Here is an 18,676-nt window from a genome sequence, read left to right as displayed (position 1 = left end):
TGCCCGGGTGGACTTCCTACCCGTTCCGAACGGCATCGACTACCTCTCGGAGGTTGTCGCCCGGCTTGCGCGAGCCGACGCTGAGGTGACCCCGCGGGACCTGAAGTACGCGGTTCTTCACCTTCAGGCGGCCACCGAGGTGCTGGTTAAGGCTCGCCTTCAGATAGAGCACTGGTCACTGGTCGTGAAGGACCTCAGCAAGTGCACCAAGGAGAAGTACGACCGGGGCGAATTCGAGAGCGCCACAGTCGCTGAGTCGATGCGCAGACTTGCTGACATGGTCGGGGTTCCCGTCAGGAAGGATGACCGCGAAGCGGTAGAGGAGCTGACCAAACTCCGCAACCGCTTGCAGCACTGGGGTCTCCAGGAGACAGTCGCCCTGGTGGAGAAGCGAGCGGCGAGCGTGCTGGACTTCCTCCTGCGCTTCGTTGATGAGCACCTGCTGCCCGCACTCGGCGATGAGCAGCTCGCTGCCATGCAGGAAGAGATGGACGCCGTGCGCCGAGGCGTGCGAGACATCGGCACCTTTGTGGAGGCTCGGCGCACCCGCTTGCGTGATGAGCTCAAGGGGCTCGCCGATACAACGGTGCGATGTCCCTCCTGCTACGAGTGGGCACTTGTTGTGAAGCAAGAAGGCAGCAGGTGCCACTTCTGCCCACGCGACTGGGAGAACAGCGAACATCTCGCGTACGCCTACGCGGAGACCTTCGAAACGGTGAGCATCGAGGACGAAGTCTCCTCGGGTGACTGCCCCGAGTGCTGGACTCGAGCACTCGTCGTCGGTGTGCGCACTGCGGCAGCTCCAGGGGAGCCGATCGACATGTGCTTCAACTGCACCGAAGTCTTCACTGGCCTGCGTCTGTGCAGCTGCCTCGAATATTTCCTACCCCAGGCAGAAGAGGACATCTGCCGGCGGTGCTGGGACAGGTACATGGACATGAGCGGGATTGCCTGAGCCAGGGCGCCCTGCGCGGCCGTTGAATCGTGCAAGGCCGGAACACTGCCCCTTCACCAGTAGGACGGCGGCGTGGAGGCGGCGGAGTACCGGGTGTGGGTCCGCGCCCCCGACCATGTGCGGCCGGTCGACGGCGTCGACTACGACCAGGTCGCCACCGAGCGGCTGGAGCCTTCGCCCCAGTCGGCGGTCCGCGAGGTGCTCGGGGAGCGCTGGCCCTCGGGGTGGGTGCTGGCGAAGGTGCGCGAGGGGCGGGGCCCGGCCCGGGGTGTGCTGCACACGCCGGACTGCGAAGAGGCGCCGCAGGGCGCACCTCTGCTCGATGTGGAGCACGCGCTGAATGTCGCGGAGAACCCGGGGACGCGGCTGTGCACGCTGTGCGGGTGCGCTCAGGAGCTGACGCCGATGCTGAGCGGGTTCGACCGCATCACCGACTCCTGACCAGCCGTGGTCGGGTCTGTGGTCGGGGCGACCGGTGCCGTGGTCGGGTCCATGGTCGGGCTTGTGGTCAGGGTGTGTCGCCGGAGTAGTAGAAGCGGCACGCGACGCCGGGCCCCTGTGCGCGGGGTTCGCCGGGGCGCGGGTCGTACAGGGCGCGGCCGCCGGGCCACCGCGACAGCTCGGTGGACAGGGCGACACCGTCGTCGACTTCCTCGATCCGCCACCCGTGGATGTCCAGCAGCAGGCCGTCCAGCGGCCCGCCGACCAGTTCAGCGTAGGTCCGGTGTGGGAGCGGGCCAGGGTTGGGATCGTCGTGCTCCGCGCCATAGACTCGGCCGTTCAGCAGCTGCTCATCGCCGTTCATCCGACCAAGCCTTGCAGCCGCCACCGACAACGCGGGCTTGCCCAGGGACGCCTTGGGCTTGCCCACGTGGCCGGTCGCCGCGGCTTGCCCGGAAGTGGGAGAGCCAGCCGCCGGCCTCCTGCGCGGCGGCCTGTTCCTCTGCCTCCTGGCGCAGGCGCTCCTGCTCCTGGCGCTCGCGTTCGTCGGCTTCGGCCTGCTGCTCGGCTGCGACGGCCCGGTCCTGGCAGTCCTCGCACAGGTGCGGGTGCGACTGGCGCTTGCTCCAGTCCCGGGTGTAGCCGATCGCCTCCCACCGGGCATCGGTGAACTTCTGCCCGCAGTCCTTGCACACCGGCCGCCGCGCCGCCCGCTCCGCGGCCATCCGCTCTGCACGGCGCCGTTCCTCTTCCCGGGCGGCCTGGCGGCGGCGGGCGAGGTAGGCGTCCCGGCGGGAGTTGCCGATCGCGTCCAGCAGCGGCTCGTGGTGGTCGCGGCCGAAGCGCCAGAACGCGTGGCCGGACGGGCCGTGTTCGCGCAGCAGCTCCAGCGTGGTGGCCACGATCGGGATGCAGCCGTCGTAGGAGTGGAAGCTTTCCTCGCGGTGCCAGATGCCCTGCCAGTGGTGGCGGATGAGGTCGGCGACCCTGGCCATCTGGTTCTTGGCGGAGCGCTTGCCGACCTGGTGGAAGACGAGCAGGACCGGCGGGTGCACCCGCTCGTACTTCTCGGAAGGGGGCGCGGACCAGCGGGTGCGCCACAGCGGCTTCTCGATGCCGTCGGTGTCCTTCTCCTTGCCCTGGAAGAACCGGGCGTACTTGTCGAACTTCCGGGCGATGAGGACGGCTTCCTCGGTGCAGTTGTCGACCTCGATGAACAGCACCGGCACCCCGGCCTCCGGGGCGGTGAGGACGACGTCGGCGCGGGCGCTGCCGATCGCGGGGTTCTTCCAGGTGCCCTTCACCGGGAGGGCGACCTCGGTGGCGTAGGAGGTGAGGGTGCCGATCCCGTCGAGTGCGTCGACGGCGGCCTGAGCAGCGGCGCCGTGGCCGCTGCCGTCCTCGCTGGTCTGACCGCGGCAGGCGTCAGCGTCCCGGTACTGCGCACACTCATCCAGTAACGCCCCCGCCTGGCCCGCCGCCGCTGCAGCACCTTGGAGTGACGGTGCGCAAGGAACCACGCCGGGTGTGCGTCGCGGTGACTGCGGTACCGTCCGTGCCAGCGCCCCTAGAAACGGCATCAACTGTCAACCTGCATGCTGCGGACCCCGTCATGACCGAGGTACGGCAGGCCCTTCCTGCCCCGGGGAGAGCCTGCTCCGCGCGAAACTGACGAACCTCAACCTGTTGCCTTGGCCGAACGAGATGGAACGTACGACGAACAGATCGACGGCAGTCTCACTCTCGACTTCAGCATCCACAGCCAGGCCACCGCATTCGTCGCGACCGAGGCCCCGCTCAACGATCTCGCCGTCCTTCCGCAACGACGCGCTGAAGCCGCGAACCAACTACTGCTGGATCTCATCCACCAGTTCGCCGTCGCTGACCTGCTCCAGCCGGTCACTGGGTGTTGCTGTCGATGCTGTGGCGGGCGAGGCATCCAGGTGGGCGTCGATGCGCTGTGCGTTGCCGCAGAGGGCGGAGTCGGCGCCGATGCCGCCGGTGAGTTCCTTGATCGGGCGATGCCCTTGTCTCCGCGTTGGGTTGACGACGTCGGTGGCCCCGAAGTCGGTCGCGAGCTTTCGGTGGGGAGGCGTGCTGGCTCCTGACGATAATGCGCTCGGCGCCCAGTTCCCTGGCGGCGAATACGCCGGACAGGCGATCGTGTCAGCAGGAGCATCAGCACCGACCGGCGCCGTCACACGCTGAGGTCGACCCCTGTTCCGGCGGGCAGCCAACGGAAGCGGTCCCGGATGTCGGCGGGAGCCGAGGCGAGGTGCCGTTCGATGGCTTCTCGGTTCTCGCGGAAGTGGTGCCAGCCCTCGTAGTGGATGGGGAGGGCGGTTCGCGGGGTGAGCAGTCGGCACAGCTCTACAGCCTGAGCGGCCGTCATCGTGTAGCGGATCGGGCCCGTCAGCGGGAAGCGCACGCCGCCCATGTGCAACAGGGCGGTGCCCACGTTCAGTCGACGGGCAAGGTGTCGTACGCCGTCGTGGAGGACGGTGTCTCCGGAGATCCACAGCACGCCGTGCCGTTGTCCCTTCCAGTGGAGTGCGAAGCCGGTGACGTCCCCGGTGATCGGCCGTGACAGCGGCGGTCCGTGACGGGCGGGGGTCGCGGTGATGTCGATCGTCGTGCGTCCTGGTGCCTGAAGGCGTGTGGTCGTCCAGGGCGCCAGACCACGAGCGTTGCCCCTGAGTCGTCGTGCTCCGGACGGCGTGGTGAGGACGGCGTCCGCGGTCGGCAGCAGGGCGCGCCCGGCCGTGTCGAGGTTGTCGCCGTGGTGGTCGTGGCTGAGCAGGACGGCGTCGACCGGCGGCAGATCCGCGACGGCCAGGGCGGGGCCGGACGTCTTACGGGAGGACGTGCCCCAGCCGAACGAGTAGCGGCGTCCCGGCGGATCGAACGTCGGGTCGGTCAGCAGCCGCCAGCCGCCGACCTCGATCAGTGTGGTGGGACCGCCGATGTGGGTGACGCGGACGTCGGTCATGCGGTCATCCCTTCCGGTGGCCCGGGACGGCGGGTGTGACCGCCCCGGACCCCTGGTGGCTATCGGGCGTGCGACAAGGCCCACGACAGGGCGTAGTCCGCGACCTCTTCCCAGCCTGGCGAGGCCGGCATCAGGTGCGGCTGCCCCGGATACACCTTGACCTCGGTGACGGTGTTCGACTTGTAGTGCTTGGCGTTGGACTGCTGGACCTGGGGCGGCATGAGGTGGTCCAGCTCGCCGGAGAGGAACAGCAGCGGTACACGGTCGTCGTTGTGGTAGTTCACCCAGATGTCCTGGTGTCCGGGCTGGAGGTTGGCCAGCACGCTGTTCCACAGGATGCGGCCCGACGCGGGGATCGCGTAACGCTCGTAGAGCGCCCGGGACTCCTCTTCGGAGAAGGTGTTGGTGAAGGCGTAGTGCCACTGCTCATGGGTGAGGCCGACCGCCTTGTGGTGATTGGCGGGATTCTTGAGCACGGGGAAGGTCGACTTCACCTGGCTCAGCGGGACCACCTTCACGCCTTCGGTGGGCGCGGAGTTGATGGCCACTCCGGCCGCGCCGAAGCCGTGGTCGAGCAGGACCTGAGTGAACGCCCCGCCCGCGGAGTGGCCGATCAGGACGGGCGGCCTGTCGAGCCCGCGGATCACGTTCGCCAGGCTCTCGAGGATCTGCGGGGCCGTCACCTTCTCGATCGGGGTCGGGTCGGCGTTCAGGGACTCGACCTCCACCTCGAAGCCGGGGTAGGCGGGCGCGAGCACCCGGTAGCCCTGCTTCTCGTAGCGGTCGATCCAGTGCTCCCAGCTGCGCGGCGTCACCCAGAAGCCGTGGATCAGGACGATGGTGTCCGGTGCGCTCATCGATGTTCCTTCCTGGGCGTCAACGGGTGGCACGGTAGGCAGCCAGGATCTGGCGGACGACGATGTCGGGGTGCGACATCATCACGACGTGGGACGAGCCCTTCACCTCGACGGTCGTGCTCCCGGCGCGCTTGGCCATGAAGCGCTGCCCCGCAGCCGGGATGACGTTGTCGGCGGTGGGGATCACATACCAGGACGGCAGGCTCTTCCAGGCCGGTACGCCGCTGCCGGACGCCAACCCGCCTATGCTGCCGGGACGCTGAGTGGCCGCCATGAGCCGCGTCACGGAGGTCGGCAGGTCCTGGGCGAAGACCTCGTGGAACTTCGCCGGGTCGATGTAGCCGTCAGTGCCGGTGGTGCCGTCGGGCAGCGGGAACGGGCGGGTCACCAGCGCGTCCGGCAGTTTGCTGCCCGGGAACATGCCTGCCAGTTGCAGCGCGCTCTCGCCCTCGTCGGGTGCGAAAGCCCCGACGTACACCAGCGCCTTGACGTTGGAGTGACCGCGCCCGGCGTTGGTGATGACCTCGCCGCCGTAGGAGTGGCCGACCAGGATGACCGGGCCGGGGATGGTGTCGATGACGCTGGAGACGTACGCCGAGTCGCCCGCCAGGTCGCGCAGCGGGTTCGCGGGGGCGATGACCGGGAATCCGGCCTTCAGCAGGGGGGCGATGACGTCGTTCCAGCCGGAGGAGTCGGCGAACACGCCGTGCACGAGCACGACGGTCGGTCTCGTACCGCTCCCCGAGCGGGCGGAGGCCGGGGTGGGGGCGGTGCCGAGCGTGACCGCTCCCGCCGCGAGCAGGCCGCCGAGAACGCGACGGCGGGGCTGACCTTCGGGAATCATGCGGTGGTTCCTTCCGCGGTCAGGAGTTGAGGAAGTCCAGCAGGTCGGTGCCGAGCTGTTCCTTGTGCGTGTCCGTGATGCCGTGCGGCGCGCCCGGGTAGACCTTCAGCGTCGCGTTCTTGATGCGGGCCGCCGACGCTTCGCCGCCCACCTCGAAGGGCACGACCTGGTCGTCGTCGCCGTGGATGACCAGCGTAGGCACGTCGAAGGCGTCCAGGTCGGCGCGGAAGTCGGTGGCCGAGAAGGCCGCGATGCATTCGTAGGCGCCCCGGTGTCCGGCCTGCAGGCTCTGGCGCCAGAACGCATCCCGAATGCCCTGGGAGACATCGGCGCCGGGTCGGTTGTTCCCGAAGAACGGGCCGTCGGCCAGGTCGCGGTACAGCTGTGAGCGGTCGGCGAGCGACCCGCCGCGGATCGCGTCGAACACCTCGGCCGGCACGCCACCGGGATTGTCGTCGGCCTTGAGCATGAACGGTGGTACGGCGGAGACCAGTACGAGCTGCGCGACGCGCGCGGTGCCGTGCCGCCCGATGTAGCGGGCGACTTCGCCGCCGCCCGTGGAGAAGCCGACGAGCGTCGCGTCGCGCAGGTCGAGCGTGTCGATGAGGGTGGCGAGGTCGTCGGCGTAGGTGTTCATCTCGTTGCCGTGCCAGGTCTGGGTGGAACGGCCGTGCCCACGACGGTCGTGGGCGATGGCGCGGAAGCCGTTCGAGGCGAGGAACAGCTGCTGCGCCTCCCAGCTGTCCGAGTTCAGCGGCCAGCCGTGGCTGAGCACGACCGGCCGGCCCGTGCCCCAGTCCTTGTAGTAGATCTGCGCTCCGTCGCTCGCGGTGACGTATGGCATGGAATGCTCCCGTCTGCAGGATCTGTCCGGTCGCCCAAGCGTCGGCCAGGACGGACGGTGCTCGAATCCCGTGCAGCGCGTAGTCGTGACCGGAGTCAGTCGTCCAAGGCCTGGTGGAGTTGCCGCCGGGACGTCACGTCGAGCTTCCGGAAGATCTTGCGCAGGTGGTAGTCGACGGTGCTGGCACTGATGTACAGCTGGGCGGCGATCTCGGCGTTGGTCGCACCGCCCTTGGCGAGGCGGGCGATCTGGAGTTCCTGCGGGGTCAGCGTGTTCGTCGTCCCGGCCGGCCCGCGCTGGGGGTGCGCCCCGGTCGCGGCAAGCTCCTGGGCGGCGCGCGCCGCGTATCCCGTGGCCCGTATGGCGTCGAACATCGCGACGGCCGTGTGCAGTTGCTCGCGGGCATCCTTGCGGCGCTTACGGCGGCGCAGCCACTCGCCGTACAGCAGGTGGGCGACAGCGAGATCGGAGCGGGCTCTCGTGCCCGACAGCAGGGTGATCGCCTCGTTGTACAGCGGCTCGGCGTCGCCGACGGCTGCGAGCAGGGCACTCGAGCGGGCCAGCAGACCCAGGGCCCAGGGCGTGCCGGAGGCCGTCGCCCGGGAGGTCAGCGTCCCCAGCGCGGCCGTGGCCAGGACCCGGTCGCCGCAGCGTACGGCCGCCTCGACAAGGTGAGGCAGCAGCCGGGAATGCACCCCGACCACGTCGTGCTCGATCAGTTCGTGCGCGACGGTGCGCGCCTCGGCGTAGTCGCCGCGGCTCAGGGCCAGCACCATCATGCCGATGCGGGCGATGGACTCGACCGCGCCGCTGCCGAGCCAGGTTCCGGCCTCCATCGATCCGCGCAGAACGGCATCCAGGTCGTCGCGCTCGCCGTGCCAGGCGAGCAGCTCGGGATGCCGGTAGATGGCCCACACGTCGTCGTTCGCGCCGATCGCCGCCCGAATCTGGTGCCCCTCGGCCAGCAGGTCGTCGGCAGCCGCCAGCTCGCCGAGATTGGTCTCGGACATCGTGGCGCAGTACAGCGCGTTGTCCAGCTGCCACAGGGAGCCGGTCCGCCGGGCGACGTCAGCCGCCCTCTCGATGACGGCGGTGTGTGTCTGCTCGTCCCACAGCATCATCGACAGGGTGACGGCGGGCAGATAGCCGCGCAGCACCTCCTCCTCGGGAGTGCCGGGGTCCAGCACCATGGCACAGGCCCGCCGCAGGTGGGGTACAGCGCGTTCGTAGCCGTCGGTGACCAGGGCTGCGAAGCCGCGCAGCACGAGGTCGACACCGGTCGCCTCACCGGTGCGCGGCACCAGCGTCTCCACGGCCCGGGCGATCTCGGACGGCGTCGTGTCCCGCATGAGGTGCTCCGCGGTGATGGTGCGGTCGATCGCCCTGAGGAGCGCCTCACGAGCCAGGTCCGGAGCACCGTCGATGAGGAACTGGGCGGCGCGCACGCACAGCGCCGGCGCCTGCGCGAACGAATCCGCGCGGCCCAGCGCGACGCCCGTGGTCGCCCGGACCAGCAATGCCCGGCCCTGGCCGACATCGCCGAGCAGCTCCCCGTCGATCCCGTCCAGCAGCGACTCCGCCTGCAGCGGCGCCCCGGCCCGCAGCGCTGCCTCGGCCGCTGCCAGCAGCCGCCCCGCTCGTATCTCGCCTTCCGGCGTCAGCTCGGCTGCCCGGGTCAGGAAGGTGGCGCGCGCGGCGTAGCCACCCCGCGCGCCCGCCCGGTCGGCCACGCGTTCCACCTCCGCGGCGACGGCGGTATCCGTCCCTATGGCGGCCGCGGCGAGATGCCAGGCCCGCCGATCGGTGTCGGCCGGACGGTCAGTGACCTCCGCCAGTGCCTGGTGCGCCCGCCTTCGCTCGGCGCTGGTGGCGCCGCTGTACACAGCCGACCGAACCAGCGGATGGCGAAACTGTGCGGTGGCGCGCAGCACCAACAGACGCGCGGCTTCGGCCGGGCCGGAGGCCTCCGTGCCGATCCCGAGCCGGCCTGCCGCGCTCGCGAGGTACCCAAGGTCGCCGCCCGGCTCTGCGGCGGCGAGAAGCAGCCAGGTCTGCGTCGGCTCCGGCAGCTCGCAAACCTGCTGGAGGTAATGCGCCTCCAGCCTGCCGCCCACGGGCAGCGGTTCGGGCAGCGCGAGCCCTCCGGAGAGCTGGTCGGCGGACAATTCCTGTCCCAGGTCAGCCAGTGCCAGCGGGTTCCCGGCCGTGGCGGCCACGATCCGCGCCGCGACACGGGTGTCGAGCTGTCCGGGGACGGTCTCCCGCAGCAGTTCCAGAGCGAACTCGTCCTCCAGACCGGCGACTTCGATGGACGGAAGGCCCGCAGGCGCGTCGAAACCGGCCCGTGCGGCGAACAGCAGGCCGACGCCTTCGGCGTGCACCCGCCGGCCTACGAAGGCGAGTACGCCCAAAGACTCCTTGTCGAGCCACTGGGCGTCGTCGACGCAGGCCAGCAGAGGCCGTTGCTTCGCAGCCTCCGCAAGGAGCGTGAGCGTCGCGAGCCCCACCAGGAACTGGTCGGCGGCCGGGCCGTCGGCCAGTCCACAGGCCACCCGCAGGGCCGTGCGCTGGGTCGCGGGCAGTGCTCCGGGCTCCTTGAGGCCGTCCAAGAACGGTACGAGCAGACGGTGCAGCGCCGCGAAAGGGAACCCGGACTCCGCCTCCACACCCGCCACCCGCAGGACGCGCAGGTCGGCGGCCTCCGCGACCGCATGATCCAGCAAGACGGTCTTACCGATGCCGGCGTCACCACGTAGGAGGACGACACCGCTCAATCCCTCGCGCAGATCCGCGACGAACCGATCGAGGGTTTCACGTTCCCTGACCCGCCCCTTGAGCATCACGCCGACACCTTTCAGAAAGGTCGGGTGGCAAGGTCAACGGCAACGCGGTCCCCCCACGTACTCTTCCCCCGCACCCTCCGCTGGTGCTGCCTATCCTGCATATGTCCGCCCGGACTTGTAGGAGACTTGCACAAGTCATATGCCACCCTCCGCTTCGCCGCGGCTCCTCCGTCAACCGGACCACGCTTGATCCCTGCTGGCGTGCAGCCGACACTGGACGCGATCTCACGCTCCTGATACGCGTCATCGATTCGCTCGACCAGCGCCAGCTCACGCCCCGGCAGAGGCCGTAGCCTCGCCACCCGGGTTCTCGATGAACCGGCGGTGCAATCAGGGGAAGCCCGCGTTTTCGACGCGGATCTCGCCGACCACCAGTCCCGTACAGTCGATCAGTCGCCGCCTTTCTATGGCACCTCCATGGGACAGACATCAGGTCGCTGGAAGACGCCTTCCGGCAGCGTGTGCCGATTGCGCAGACGGACGGGAAGAAGCGGGGCACCGGACGCCAGTCAGGCCGCCTGCGGCCGAGCGGCCTGGGCACCCCCGGTCCGCCTCCCCTACTCTCAGCTCAACATGCAGGACTTGACAGGGAACTGGAGGGCGTGGCGAGCACGGTAGGTCTCCGGCATTCCGGTGACGGCGACGCGTTCAGTGCCGAACCGTTCGATGATGCGGTCGTAGACCTCGAGTCGGCGGGCTGATTCCACGTCGATGTCGATGTCGGGCAGGCTCGCGCGGCGCACCGACAGGAACCGTTCCATAAGCAGGTGGAAGTCGAGCGGGTTGGCGGTGGCGATGCCGAGGGTGTGGTTGACCATGCTCCCGGCGCCGGAGCCGCGGGCGGCGACGCGGATGCCAAGTTCCCGGACGTCTTCGACGACTTGGGCGACGGTGAGGAAGTAGCTGTCGTACTGCAGCGTGCGGATGACGGCGAGTTCTTCTTCGAGTCGCTGGCGGGCGCGGGGGTCGCGGTCGAGGCCGCGGCGGATGAGGCCGGCCTCGGCCCGCTCCCGCAGGAGCCGGGCTGCGTGCGCGGGGCCACTGGGGGCGCCGACGACGGCGGGCTCCGGGAAGTGGGGGCGGCCCAGGCCGAGGTCGCGGACGGGGTCGATGACGCAGGCGTCGGCCGTGGCGGCGTCCAGGACGTCGGCGAGGCGGCGCTGGCCTCGGTCCGCGTAGCGGGCGGCATTGGTCAGCACGGCCGGGATGCCCAGCTGGTCGGCGAGGGTGAGGGTGCGGGCGGCCAGGCGCAGTGAGCCGGGCCCGGTGCCGGTGCAGCCGAGCCAGCAGGTTTCCAGGCGCAGCTGGATGCCGGGCAGCTGCTGCCAGGGGGCGAGGAGGTGTTCGGCCAGATCGGGTCGGCCGGCGGTCAGGGCGCGGACGAGCTCGGAGGCGGGGCCGAGCAGCACGGTCAGCCCCTCCCCCGCATGCTGGCGTAGGTCGTCCCAGGTGAGAACGAGTGGGCCGTCGCGGTGGGTGTGGGCGGCGGAGGTCAGCCGGCACAGCCTCGCCCAGCCGGTGCGGGACTGGGCGAGCAGGACGATCCAGTGGGGCGGCTCGTCCACGTGAGCGCCGCCGCGGACCGGGGTACGGCGGCGCTGTGCGGGGGCGGGGGCGAGCGGGGCGACGGCGAGGTTGATACCGAAGATCGGCCGGATGGCGTGCTCGAGGGCGGCCTGCGCGAACCGTACGGCGCCGGTGACGGCGTCGCGGTCGGTCAGAGCCGGCGCGCTCATGCCGCGTTCGGCGGCGCGCTGGACGAGTTGTTCGGGGTGGGCGGCGCCGAAGCGGGTGGAGAACCCGGAGACGGCGTTGAGGTGGGTAAAACCGCCCATGGCGCGCCTCCCATCACCTGCCCCCTTCGGTCGGCTGCGTGGCGCACCGCCCTCTATTCGAATCTCTGTTCGAGCATCGTAGCGCGTGAGATGCCTGGTCACGAGTGGGGCGGGTGTGACTGAGCACGCTACTTGTGTGCTTAAGAGGTCGCGCGGATAGGCGTGCGGTCATGGTCGGCGGTTCGGGCGTTCATCCCAGCGGTGATTCGTCCATGCTCGTCGGATCAGCCTACGCACGGTGATGATGGCGTCGGCGAGGTCGAAGAAGGCATCGATGACGGTGACGCGCCGCTCGTAGCAGCGGGCGAGCCGGTAGAAGGCGTTCTGCCAGGCGTGGGTGCGTTCGACATGCCAACGCTGACTGGCCTGGATGGGCGCCTTCTCACCCTTGTGTGCGATGCGGCCGCGCAGGCCGCGTTCGCTGAGCAGCAGCGTGCGGGTCTTGTCCGAGTCGTAGCCGGCGTCCAGGTGGACGGTGATGTCGTCGGGCAACGGCCCCAGGTCGTCCAGACGGTCCAGGGTCGGGGCGAGCAACGGGGAGTCGTGGCGGTTGGCACCGGCCAGGACACGCCCCAGGGGAATCCCGTACCCGTCCGTCATGCCCAAGCGTTTGAGGCCCTGTTTGCCGCGGTCGACCGGTGAGCGACCGGCCACTTCGCCGCCTCCGGGCGCCTTGGTGATGGAGCCGTCCACGGCGATCTGGTCGAGGACGAGGCCGACGATTCGGTCGTAGGAGTCGAGCGCGATCTGCTTGAGCTGGGCGAAGATGCCGAGTCGTATCCACTCGTCGCGGCGGCTGCGGATCGTGGTGGCCGAGCAGGTCGTGTCGGCGATCGTCTCGTACGAACAGCCGAAGCGCAGCAGTTGCAGCATCTTGTCGAAGACGACCCGGTCGCTGATGCGCCGACGGTGGCAGCCGAGTGGATGGTCCGGTTGGAACTCCGGCCGCTCGGGAAGCAGGGCCACGAATTGGCCCCAGAGCGGTTCTGTCAGCCATGATGGCAGCGCGGGCACAGGTCTCCCCAGTGATCACAGAGCGTCGCAACTCCATGATCACTAGGGCCTGTGCCCGTACTACTGCCGGGGTCCCCACCGCGCCTATCCGCGCGACCTCTTACTCACGTAACTTGTCCAACTTCTGGGCCAGTTGGTCGACGAGTTCGTCCAGCGCCGGTTCGGGCATGCCGGTCAGCTCCGGGTTGCGCAGAGACCCAGTGCAGAGCTGCAGGGACGGACCGCCGGCTGACCGCGGGTCCTTGGCCGCGTTGGTGGTGTCGCGAGGTTGAGGGTGGAGGGTGTAGTTCCAGTCGCCGTGGAAGCGGTGCCGGTGCATGGGAAGAGCGTCGATATCACTGTCGCTGACCTTGACGCCGGCCTCGCGGCGCCCGGGCTGCACCTGGGACTCGTTTTCCTTGCGGACCCACGTCCGCAGCGACTCGGCGGTGATGCCGAGGCCCGCCGCCACCGCCGCGTATGTGCGCTTGCCGCCCGCGGCGCGGCAGAGCGCGACCACGTCCTTCCTGAACTCCTCCGGATACGGAGACTTGCCTCCCACTCGGACATCCCTCCCGGACCATCAAGATCCATTGTCAGGGTGTCCACTCCAAAGGATCAGCCTCACACCCGCGCGAGCCCCGCCGACGGGGCTTCGCTACCCGCACGGTCTTGATCGTCGATGCGCGCTTCTGCGCGGCCATCGCCGACCGGATCGCCTTCCGCTGCACCCTCATCCAGACCGGCACCGCGTCCTACCGCTTCCAGGACACCCTCTTCCCGACCCAATGAGCCCGCGGAGTCCGCTGACCGTCAACTCCTGTGCGCGGCGGCAAAGCGGGACGATAGGTCAGCCCGCCTTATGGAGCTGGACCTGTCGCTCCCTGTCCACGAAGCCGAGCGCCCGATAAAGGCGAATGGCGTAGTCGCCGGGGTCTGCAACGATGACGAGCGTGCGAACGCCCGGGGCGAGCAGCGCGCGTTGGGCATGATGAAGGACGGCGGAAGCGAGACCTCGGCGACGGAAGTCAGGATGGGTCTCGACGTTCTGGAACCGCGCCAGCCCCGAGCCGACGGCGAACAAGCCCGCCCCGGCACGCAGGTGGCCCTCGACGAAGGCCCCGATCCAAATCCCGTGACCGGCCTCGCACAAACCGCGGTAGCCCGCGACCCGGCGCTCGGCGAAGCGCCGACTGTCGTCATCCGACGGCAGCCCGTAGCAGGCGAAGTCCAGTTCGAGCGCCTGGCCCCAATCGACGTCACCGGTCAGCGCACGAATCTCGGCTTGAGGGGTCGCGACCGATGGCACGAGCCGGTCCGCCGTCAACACCGTGTTGACTTCGGCGGTCACTCCGAGCACCTCGTGCTCCGACGTGTCCCCCGCCACGCCAGTGACGCCGTCCACTCCGAACGCCCGGTGCTTCGCCTCCGGGAACTCTGCCGCGAAGAGCGCCGACCATCGGACCGCGTCACCTGGCTGAGGTGGAGTGTCGAAGAGGAGGAAATTCCCCCAGTGAAAACCGGGGTTCGCCGGGGTTCGCACGACCAGGTGTGATCCGTGGTCTGTGACTACGGACCCACCCATCTCCAGCAACATCACATCTGTCCGGAACCCAAGCGAAGCGACCTTCATCCAGCCGAGCGTACAAGGGATCTTCCCATCGCGGTCAGTACTGCTGATGTCCAGGCCGATCCCTCCGCGGCGCGTTTGGTACGCGGCTTTCGGCTCCAACATGCATCTGGCACGCCTGACCTACTACCTGTCGGGCGGTCGGCCGCCCGGCGGCCGACGGACATATCCCGGCTGTCGTGATGAGCGACCGCCAGAACGTACAGCGCCGGTCATGCTCCCTGGTGAGCTGTACTTTGCCCTCGAATCTCAGGCGTGGACTGGCGGCATGGGCTTCTACGGCCCAACTGCGCAAACTAAACCACTACGTCTTCTCCTCCTACACGCCGCTACACACCGGCTGACCGCCCTCTCCCCGTGGCCACCGGCGACGCTCACGGCGCCTCATGGGTACCGTTTCGGGGAGAGCCCGAACGGATGGAGCCCCGCGCATGCTGGAAGAAGCTGAGGAGATCGGCCGCCGTGTTCGTCGCGCGCGTCTGCGCCTGGGCATGCCGCAAGCAGACCTCGCCGTCGCCCTGGGGAAGTCTCAGGGGTGGGTGTCCAAGATGGAACGCGGACAGATCGAGATAGACCGTGTTGGCCTGCTCAACGCCATCGCGGCCGAACTGGGGGTTCATCCCAACGACCTGATCGGGCGCCCGTACACGAGCACCCCCGCCGACAACCAATGGCAGATCGCCGCCGCATCGATCCTCCGAGAACTACGCCGCTACGACCTCACGCCGGTATTCGAGGGCAGCCCTCGGCCGTCCGGCGAACTGTGGCGCAACATGACCCGGTTGCACCGCCTACGAGACGCCGCGGCAAACATCGCAATCCTGCGCATACTGCCCGACCTGCTGCGCGAAGCCCGAGCGCTCGCCGAAGTCTCCACCGGCCATGAACGCGAAGAGGCGTACGCCGTATACGCCGTCGCCTGCAAGTTCGCCCACACCGCCGCGCACGCCCTCGGTCACGCCGAGTTGATCGCCATGGCCGCCGAGCGTGCGGCCTGGTCCGCGCGCCTGTCCGGCGACCCTGTCATGCCCGCGCTCGCCGACTGGATGCGCGTATGGGACATGTGGGCAACCGCCGATTGGGACGACTCCATGTCGCTGTCCGACAAGGCGCTCGGCAGCATCCAAGACGACTACGACCGAGGCGAGCCGCTTGCCGTCCGCATGTGGGGGTCCCTCCAACTGCGCGCCGCCGTGTCAGCCGCCCGCGCGGGCCGGCCGTCGGAGTCCGAGGACCGCATCGGCCACGCCCGCGCTGCCGCTGAGCGCCTGGCCAGTCGCCAAGGCCCACCGGTCCACGACCGGCATTCGGTGACGTTCTCATCTGGCAACGTGCAGATTCACGCGATCAGCGTCGCCCTGGAAGCCGGCAACCAGACCCGCGCCCTCGCCCTGAATCGGCGCACCAGCCCTGAACTGGTGTCCGCCCTGCCCAACTCCCGGCAAGGACACCATCACATGGACCTCGCCCGGGCGTGGCTGTGGGACGGAAACCGCGACAAGGCCCTCTCCGAGCTGGAGACTGCCGAACGGATCGCCCCGCAACTGGTGCGCAATCACCCCATCGCCCGCTCGACGCTGCGCAGCATCGTCTACGCCGAACGCACGGCCATGCGCGAAACGTTGCGCCGCATGTCCAACCGCTTCCACCTCGACGGATGAGAGTCGTATTCCTCCGATTCATATTCGCCCCCTGACGCGCTTTTAGCTTCGGGGCATGACTCGACGAGGAACCTCCCACTTGCCCTTGCAAGGCGCGTCCGGCGCAGCCGCTCCCTTCTCTCCTCGACTCGGCGACCTTGCTCGGGACACCTCGAAGGACGGCGACATCGGCGTCGTCGTCGCGTTACCGGGCGAGGGCAGAAACACGTACCACCTCGTCCCGCCCGGAGGCGGCGACAAGTGGTCGGCCCCCAACGACGGCAAGACGCTGGCCCCCGTGCAGCCCCAGGTCACACACGTCACGCCGCAAAAACGCGACGTGACGTACGACGCGCGCGCCGAGCACGGCATACTGCCTGTCACCGTCCACTACGACGACGGCGGCGCCGCCCAGTGCCTGCTCGTCTTCAACCCGTCCCAACTGGAGCTGTACTACTACCAGGTCGGACGCATCATCGAACTGCGCGACACAGCGCGCGGGGGCAAGGTATGAGCGGACGCCACGCGGCCGGCCGCCTACCGCGCCCGCCCTTACGCCGCTTCCCGCAGGCCACCGTGCCCCGCCCCATCGGCTACCGGTGCGAGGCCGTCGCAACCCCCCTCGACAATCCGCGCCGCGAGATCATCCTCGGCACCTATCACGCCCGTTCCCCGCGCTTGGCCGCACGGTGGCTGCGCCGGGAAGCCCGATGCCTCGCCCGGCGCCTCGACCCGGACCCGCGCGCACCGTGGCTGTACGCCGCTCCCCTGGTCCCCATCGGCAACCCCCGCTCCGCCGACTTCCTGCGCGCATGGGCAAGCGACGCCCATCGCTACGCCAACGCCATCGCCAAGCTCGCCGCGCGCGTGCCCTATCAGCTCACGGTCACGGACCACGACGCACGCTATGCCCTGATTGTGGCCCCCGCACCGATACGGCGGCCGGCGCAGTTCCCGCCCTGTGCCGGGCACTTCCCCTCCCCGACAGGGGGCGGGTGCGAACCCGCAGCCGCATACGCCGCGCTGTAGATCGCCGCCCAGCGCGGAAACAGGCCCCCGCCCGCATCCCTCGTTGCTCCCGGGCGGGCGGCAACTCCACCGCGGGCGAGGCCGCCAACCGGGGCCCGCCGCGGTGCCCACCACCACGTCCGACGCACCACCCCACCCAAGGAGGCACGGAACGTGACCACCACAGATAGGCGCGCCACGACTGACGCGCGGACGCTGATCAGCACGGAACTGCGCGAAACCCTGGTCGACACCATGCGCGCCAAGTTCCCGCAGCTGCCCGAGGAGAAGGCAGACCGCGGTGTCGGCCAGATGCTCGCTTTCCTCGCGGCGTGCGACTACAGCGACAAGCCGCTCAGCCCCTCGCCCCTCGTGGACGACTTCTGGCACGCTTTCCTGCTCCACACCAGGGCGTACCGGGAGTTCTGTGAGGGGACCTTCGGCCGGTTCTTGGACCACCAGCCCGGCTACCTCGACCCCAAGGAGCACGGGGGCGGCAAGGTACTCCGTGCTCGGACGGTCGACTCCGTCACCCTCGCCGGGTACGAGATCGACCTGGAGTTCTGGCCCGAACTGGACCTCGCCGAGTGCTCGCAGTGCCACGCGAACTGCTCGGACAGCCCCAACCACCCCTGACGGCTCCCCCCAGCCGGCCTCCGGCCTGTGCCACGCTGTGGCCAGGACGGGGGCCCGCCCCCCTTTTTTTTGCTCGACCAACCCAGGGGAGACCGCGGGTGGACCGCATCGAATGGCACAACCTACCCCCAGCAACCCGGGCCGCCGTCGAGCGCCATACGGGCCCGGTCGAGGCGGCCGACACCGCGCCGCACGGCGTCATGTCCCGCCTCGCCTGCACCGTCCGCACGCGAACAGGCCGAGCGTTCGTCAAGGGCACCCGCGGGGACGACCCACAGGCGTGGGTGTACCGCCATGAGGCACAGGTAACGCGGTATGCGCCTCGCGCACCCCGCGTGCTGTGGGAGGTCGACGCCGGCGGGTGGCTGCTGTACGGGTACGAGTACATCCAGGGCCGATACCCGGACCTGACTCCCGGCTCCGACGATCTCGCCCGCCTTGTACGCACCCTCACCGCCGTATCCGAGACACCCTGGCCCGAGAACCTGCGCAAAAAGCCGCTCCACACCCGGTGGGCCGACTTCCTACCCAAGGACGTTCCCACCCCTCTGCAAGGCCGAGGACTCGCCCATACGGACATGTCCCCGTACAACATGCTGGTGAACAGCGCCGGAGAGCTGCTGCTCCTCGACTGGGCCCTCGCCTGCCCCGCACCTGCATGGGCAGACACCGCGCTGACCATCCCCCGGCTCATCTCCGCGGGGCACACGCCGGAACAGGCCGAGACGATCGCCCAGCAGGTTCCCGCCTACCACGCCGCCACTCCTGCCACCCTGACCCTGTTCGCACGCACGATCCACGCGGCGTGGGAGAACTGGGAGCAAACACGCCCCATGCCTCACAGAGCCGCCCTCACCGCCGCCGCTCAAACATGGGTCACACACCGCGAGGAAGGACGACAGACGAGCGCACCCACCCTCTCCTCATAATCGGCTGCGCCGGTACAGGCACGCCTGGAACCCGCGCCAGCACGAGATCCCCCCTCCCGCGGGAGTTCAACCACCGCCGCCTGGAGACCCTGATCGCAAGCAGCCATCTGGCCATGGTGTTCAGCCCGGCCGGCGGGCACCGCCGCCGCCAGCCGCACACGAGGAAGGACACCGCCCATGAAGCCCCTCGAACTGGCCGAACTGCTGGCAGCGCCGACCGAACCTCCGGTGC

Annotated in this window: 17 protein-coding genes and 4 pseudogenes; 9 read left to right on the top strand and 12 right to left on the bottom strand. The window is 69.4% G+C overall.

Going from position 1 to position 18,676, the window contains the following annotated elements:
* The first annotated feature begins 7 nt into the window (after positions 1–7).
* Together StrepF001_RS12595 and StrepF001_RS12590 are read left to right on the top strand one after the other, a co-directional pair.
* A complete protein-coding gene (locus tag StrepF001_RS12595; protein WP_129798303.1) occupies positions 8–955 on the top strand; it encodes a hypothetical protein in 948 nt (315 codons plus the stop codon).
* A 72-nt stretch (positions 956–1,027) separates the two neighbouring features.
* Positions 1,028–1,396 (top strand): DUF6233 domain-containing protein, encoded by a 369-nt coding sequence (locus StrepF001_RS12590; protein ID WP_240797441.1) that lies wholly within the window; start codon positions 1,028–1,030, stop codon positions 1,394–1,396.
* Positions 1,397–1,463: 67 nt separating this feature from the next.
* Here the strand turns inward: StrepF001_RS12590 and StrepF001_RS12585 are convergent, their stop codons facing one another.
* A complete protein-coding gene (locus StrepF001_RS12585) occupies positions 1,464–1,760 on the bottom strand; it encodes a hypothetical protein (RefSeq protein ID WP_129798302.1) in 297 nt (98 codons plus the stop codon).
* Entirely contained in the window at positions 1,747–2,916 is a 1,170-nt protein-coding gene (locus StrepF001_RS12580) for a replication-relaxation family protein (RefSeq protein WP_240797440.1), read from the bottom strand. The genes StrepF001_RS12585 and StrepF001_RS12580 overlap by 14 nt, the downstream gene beginning before the upstream one ends.
* Positions 2,917–3,087: 171 nt before the next feature.
* Between StrepF001_RS12580 and StrepF001_RS12575 the strand changes: the two genes are divergently transcribed.
* Positions 3,088–3,504, top strand: coding sequence for a hypothetical protein (locus StrepF001_RS12575; RefSeq protein WP_129798300.1), 417 nt, complete (start codon positions 3,088–3,090; stop codon positions 3,502–3,504).
* Between the two features lie 89 nt (positions 3,505–3,593).
* On the opposite strand, the gene StrepF001_RS12570 is transcribed toward StrepF001_RS12575, so the two are convergent.
* From StrepF001_RS12570 to StrepF001_RS12530, 10 genes and pseudogenes are all read right to left on the bottom strand, one after another.
* The gene (locus tag StrepF001_RS12570) at positions 3,594–4,385 is read right to left on the bottom strand and encodes an MBL fold metallo-hydrolase (RefSeq protein ID WP_129798299.1); all 792 of its coding nucleotides are present in this window, start codon (positions 4,383–4,385) and stop codon (positions 3,594–3,596) included.
* 59 nt (positions 4,386–4,444) lie between these two features.
* Positions 4,445–5,242 (bottom strand): alpha/beta hydrolase, encoded by a 798-nt coding sequence (locus tag StrepF001_RS12565; protein WP_129798298.1) that lies wholly within the window; start codon positions 5,240–5,242, stop codon positions 4,445–4,447.
* 19 nt (positions 5,243–5,261) lie between these two features.
* Positions 5,262–6,086, bottom strand: a complete 825-nt coding sequence (locus StrepF001_RS12560; protein WP_129798297.1) for an alpha/beta hydrolase — start codon at positions 6,084–6,086, stop codon at positions 5,262–5,264.
* 19 nt (positions 6,087–6,105) lie between these two features.
* Positions 6,106–6,930, bottom strand: coding sequence for an alpha/beta hydrolase (locus StrepF001_RS12555; RefSeq protein ID WP_129798296.1), 825 nt, complete (start codon positions 6,928–6,930; stop codon positions 6,106–6,108).
* Between the two features lie 95 nt (positions 6,931–7,025).
* Complete coding sequence (locus StrepF001_RS12550) at positions 7,026–9,770, bottom strand: helix-turn-helix transcriptional regulator (RefSeq protein ID WP_129798452.1); 2,745 nt, start codon at positions 9,768–9,770, stop codon at positions 7,026–7,028.
* Between the two features lie 599 nt (positions 9,771–10,369).
* Positions 10,370–11,608, bottom strand: a pseudogene (locus StrepF001_RS12545) (PHP domain-containing protein); the annotation flags it as partial.
* Positions 11,609–11,776: 168 nt separating this feature from the next.
* Entirely contained in the window at positions 11,777–12,622 is an 846-nt protein-coding gene (locus StrepF001_RS12540) for an IS5 family transposase (protein WP_129798294.1), read from the bottom strand.
* Positions 12,598–12,980, bottom strand: a pseudogene (locus StrepF001_RS47720) (hypothetical protein); the annotation flags it as partial. The gene StrepF001_RS12540 and the pseudogene StrepF001_RS47720, both read right to left, overlap by 25 nt.
* Positions 12,981–13,004: 24 nt before the next feature.
* Positions 13,005–13,163: pseudogene (locus StrepF001_RS47715) on the bottom strand (transposase); the annotation flags it as partial.
* Between the two features lie 288 nt (positions 13,164–13,451).
* A complete protein-coding gene (locus tag StrepF001_RS12530) occupies positions 13,452–14,234 on the bottom strand; it encodes a GNAT family N-acetyltransferase (protein ID WP_129798292.1) in 783 nt (260 codons plus the stop codon).
* 46 nt (positions 14,235–14,280) lie between these two features.
* Between StrepF001_RS12530 and StrepF001_RS47710 the strand changes: the two are divergent.
* The 6 genes and pseudogenes from StrepF001_RS47710 to StrepF001_RS12500 all read left to right on the top strand — a co-directional run.
* Positions 14,281–14,517: pseudogene (locus StrepF001_RS47710) on the top strand (histone deacetylase); the annotation flags it as partial.
* A 145-nt stretch (positions 14,518–14,662) separates the two neighbouring features.
* Positions 14,663–15,892, top strand: coding sequence for a helix-turn-helix transcriptional regulator (locus tag StrepF001_RS12520; protein WP_129798291.1), 1,230 nt, complete (start codon positions 14,663–14,665; stop codon positions 15,890–15,892).
* A gap of 79 nt (positions 15,893–15,971) precedes the next feature.
* Positions 15,972–16,385: a hypothetical protein gene (locus tag StrepF001_RS46370; protein ID WP_240797439.1), complete on the top strand. Its 414-nt coding sequence runs from the start codon at positions 15,972–15,974 to the stop codon at positions 16,383–16,385.
* Positions 16,382–16,900, top strand: coding sequence for a hypothetical protein (locus StrepF001_RS12510; protein WP_206306830.1), 519 nt, complete (start codon positions 16,382–16,384; stop codon positions 16,898–16,900). The genes StrepF001_RS46370 and StrepF001_RS12510 overlap by 4 nt, the downstream gene beginning before the upstream one ends.
* Before the next feature lie 153 nt (positions 16,901–17,053).
* Positions 17,054–17,515, top strand: coding sequence for a hypothetical protein (locus tag StrepF001_RS12505; protein WP_129798290.1), 462 nt, complete (start codon positions 17,054–17,056; stop codon positions 17,513–17,515).
* Positions 17,516–17,613: 98 nt separating this feature from the next.
* Positions 17,614–18,444 carry a phosphotransferase gene (locus tag StrepF001_RS12500; RefSeq protein WP_129798289.1) on the top strand — a complete coding sequence of 277 codons (831 nt, stop codon included), beginning with the start codon at positions 17,614–17,616 and terminating at the stop codon, positions 18,442–18,444.
* The last annotated feature ends 232 nt before the right edge of the window (positions 18,445–18,676 follow it).

Source organism: Streptomyces sp. F001 (assembly GCF_004187715.1).
Taxonomy (GTDB): Bacteria; Actinomycetota; Actinomycetes; order Streptomycetales; family Streptomycetaceae; genus Streptomyces; species Streptomyces flavusporus.
Note: the sequence above shows the minus strand (reverse complement) of the source record. Positions and strands in the feature narration are given on the sequence as shown.

Excerpts from the sequence above, each read along its gene's own strand:
- StrepF001_RS12560 (WP_129798297.1), bottom strand. The coding sequence starts at position 6,086 with ATGATTCCCGAAGGTCAGCCCCGCCGTCGCGTTCTCGGCGGCCTGCTC.
- StrepF001_RS12555 (WP_129798296.1), bottom strand. The coding sequence starts at position 6,930 with ATGCCATACGTCACCGCGAGCGACGGAGCGCAGATCTACTACAAGGAC.
- StrepF001_RS12570 (WP_129798299.1), bottom strand. The coding sequence starts at position 4,385 with ATGACCGACGTCCGCGTCACCCACATCGGCGGTCCCACCACACTGATC.
- StrepF001_RS12565 (WP_129798298.1), bottom strand. The coding sequence starts at position 5,242 with ATGAGCGCACCGGACACCATCGTCCTGATCCACGGCTTCTGGGTGACG.
- StrepF001_RS12530 (WP_129798292.1), bottom strand. The coding sequence starts at position 14,234 with ATGAAGGTCGCTTCGCTTGGGTTCCGGACAGATGTGATGTTGCTGGAG.
- StrepF001_RS12520 (WP_129798291.1), top strand. The coding sequence starts at position 14,663 with ATGCTGGAAGAAGCTGAGGAGATCGGCCGCCGTGTTCGTCGCGCGCGT.
- StrepF001_RS12510 (WP_206306830.1), top strand. The coding sequence starts at position 16,382 with ATGAGCGGACGCCACGCGGCCGGCCGCCTACCGCGCCCGCCCTTACGC.
- StrepF001_RS12550 (WP_129798452.1), bottom strand. The coding sequence starts at position 9,770 with ATGCTCAAGGGGCGGGTCAGGGAACGTGAAACCCTCGATCGGTTCGTC.
- StrepF001_RS12585 (WP_129798302.1), bottom strand. The coding sequence starts at position 1,760 with ATGAACGGCGATGAGCAGCTGCTGAACGGCCGAGTCTATGGCGCGGAG.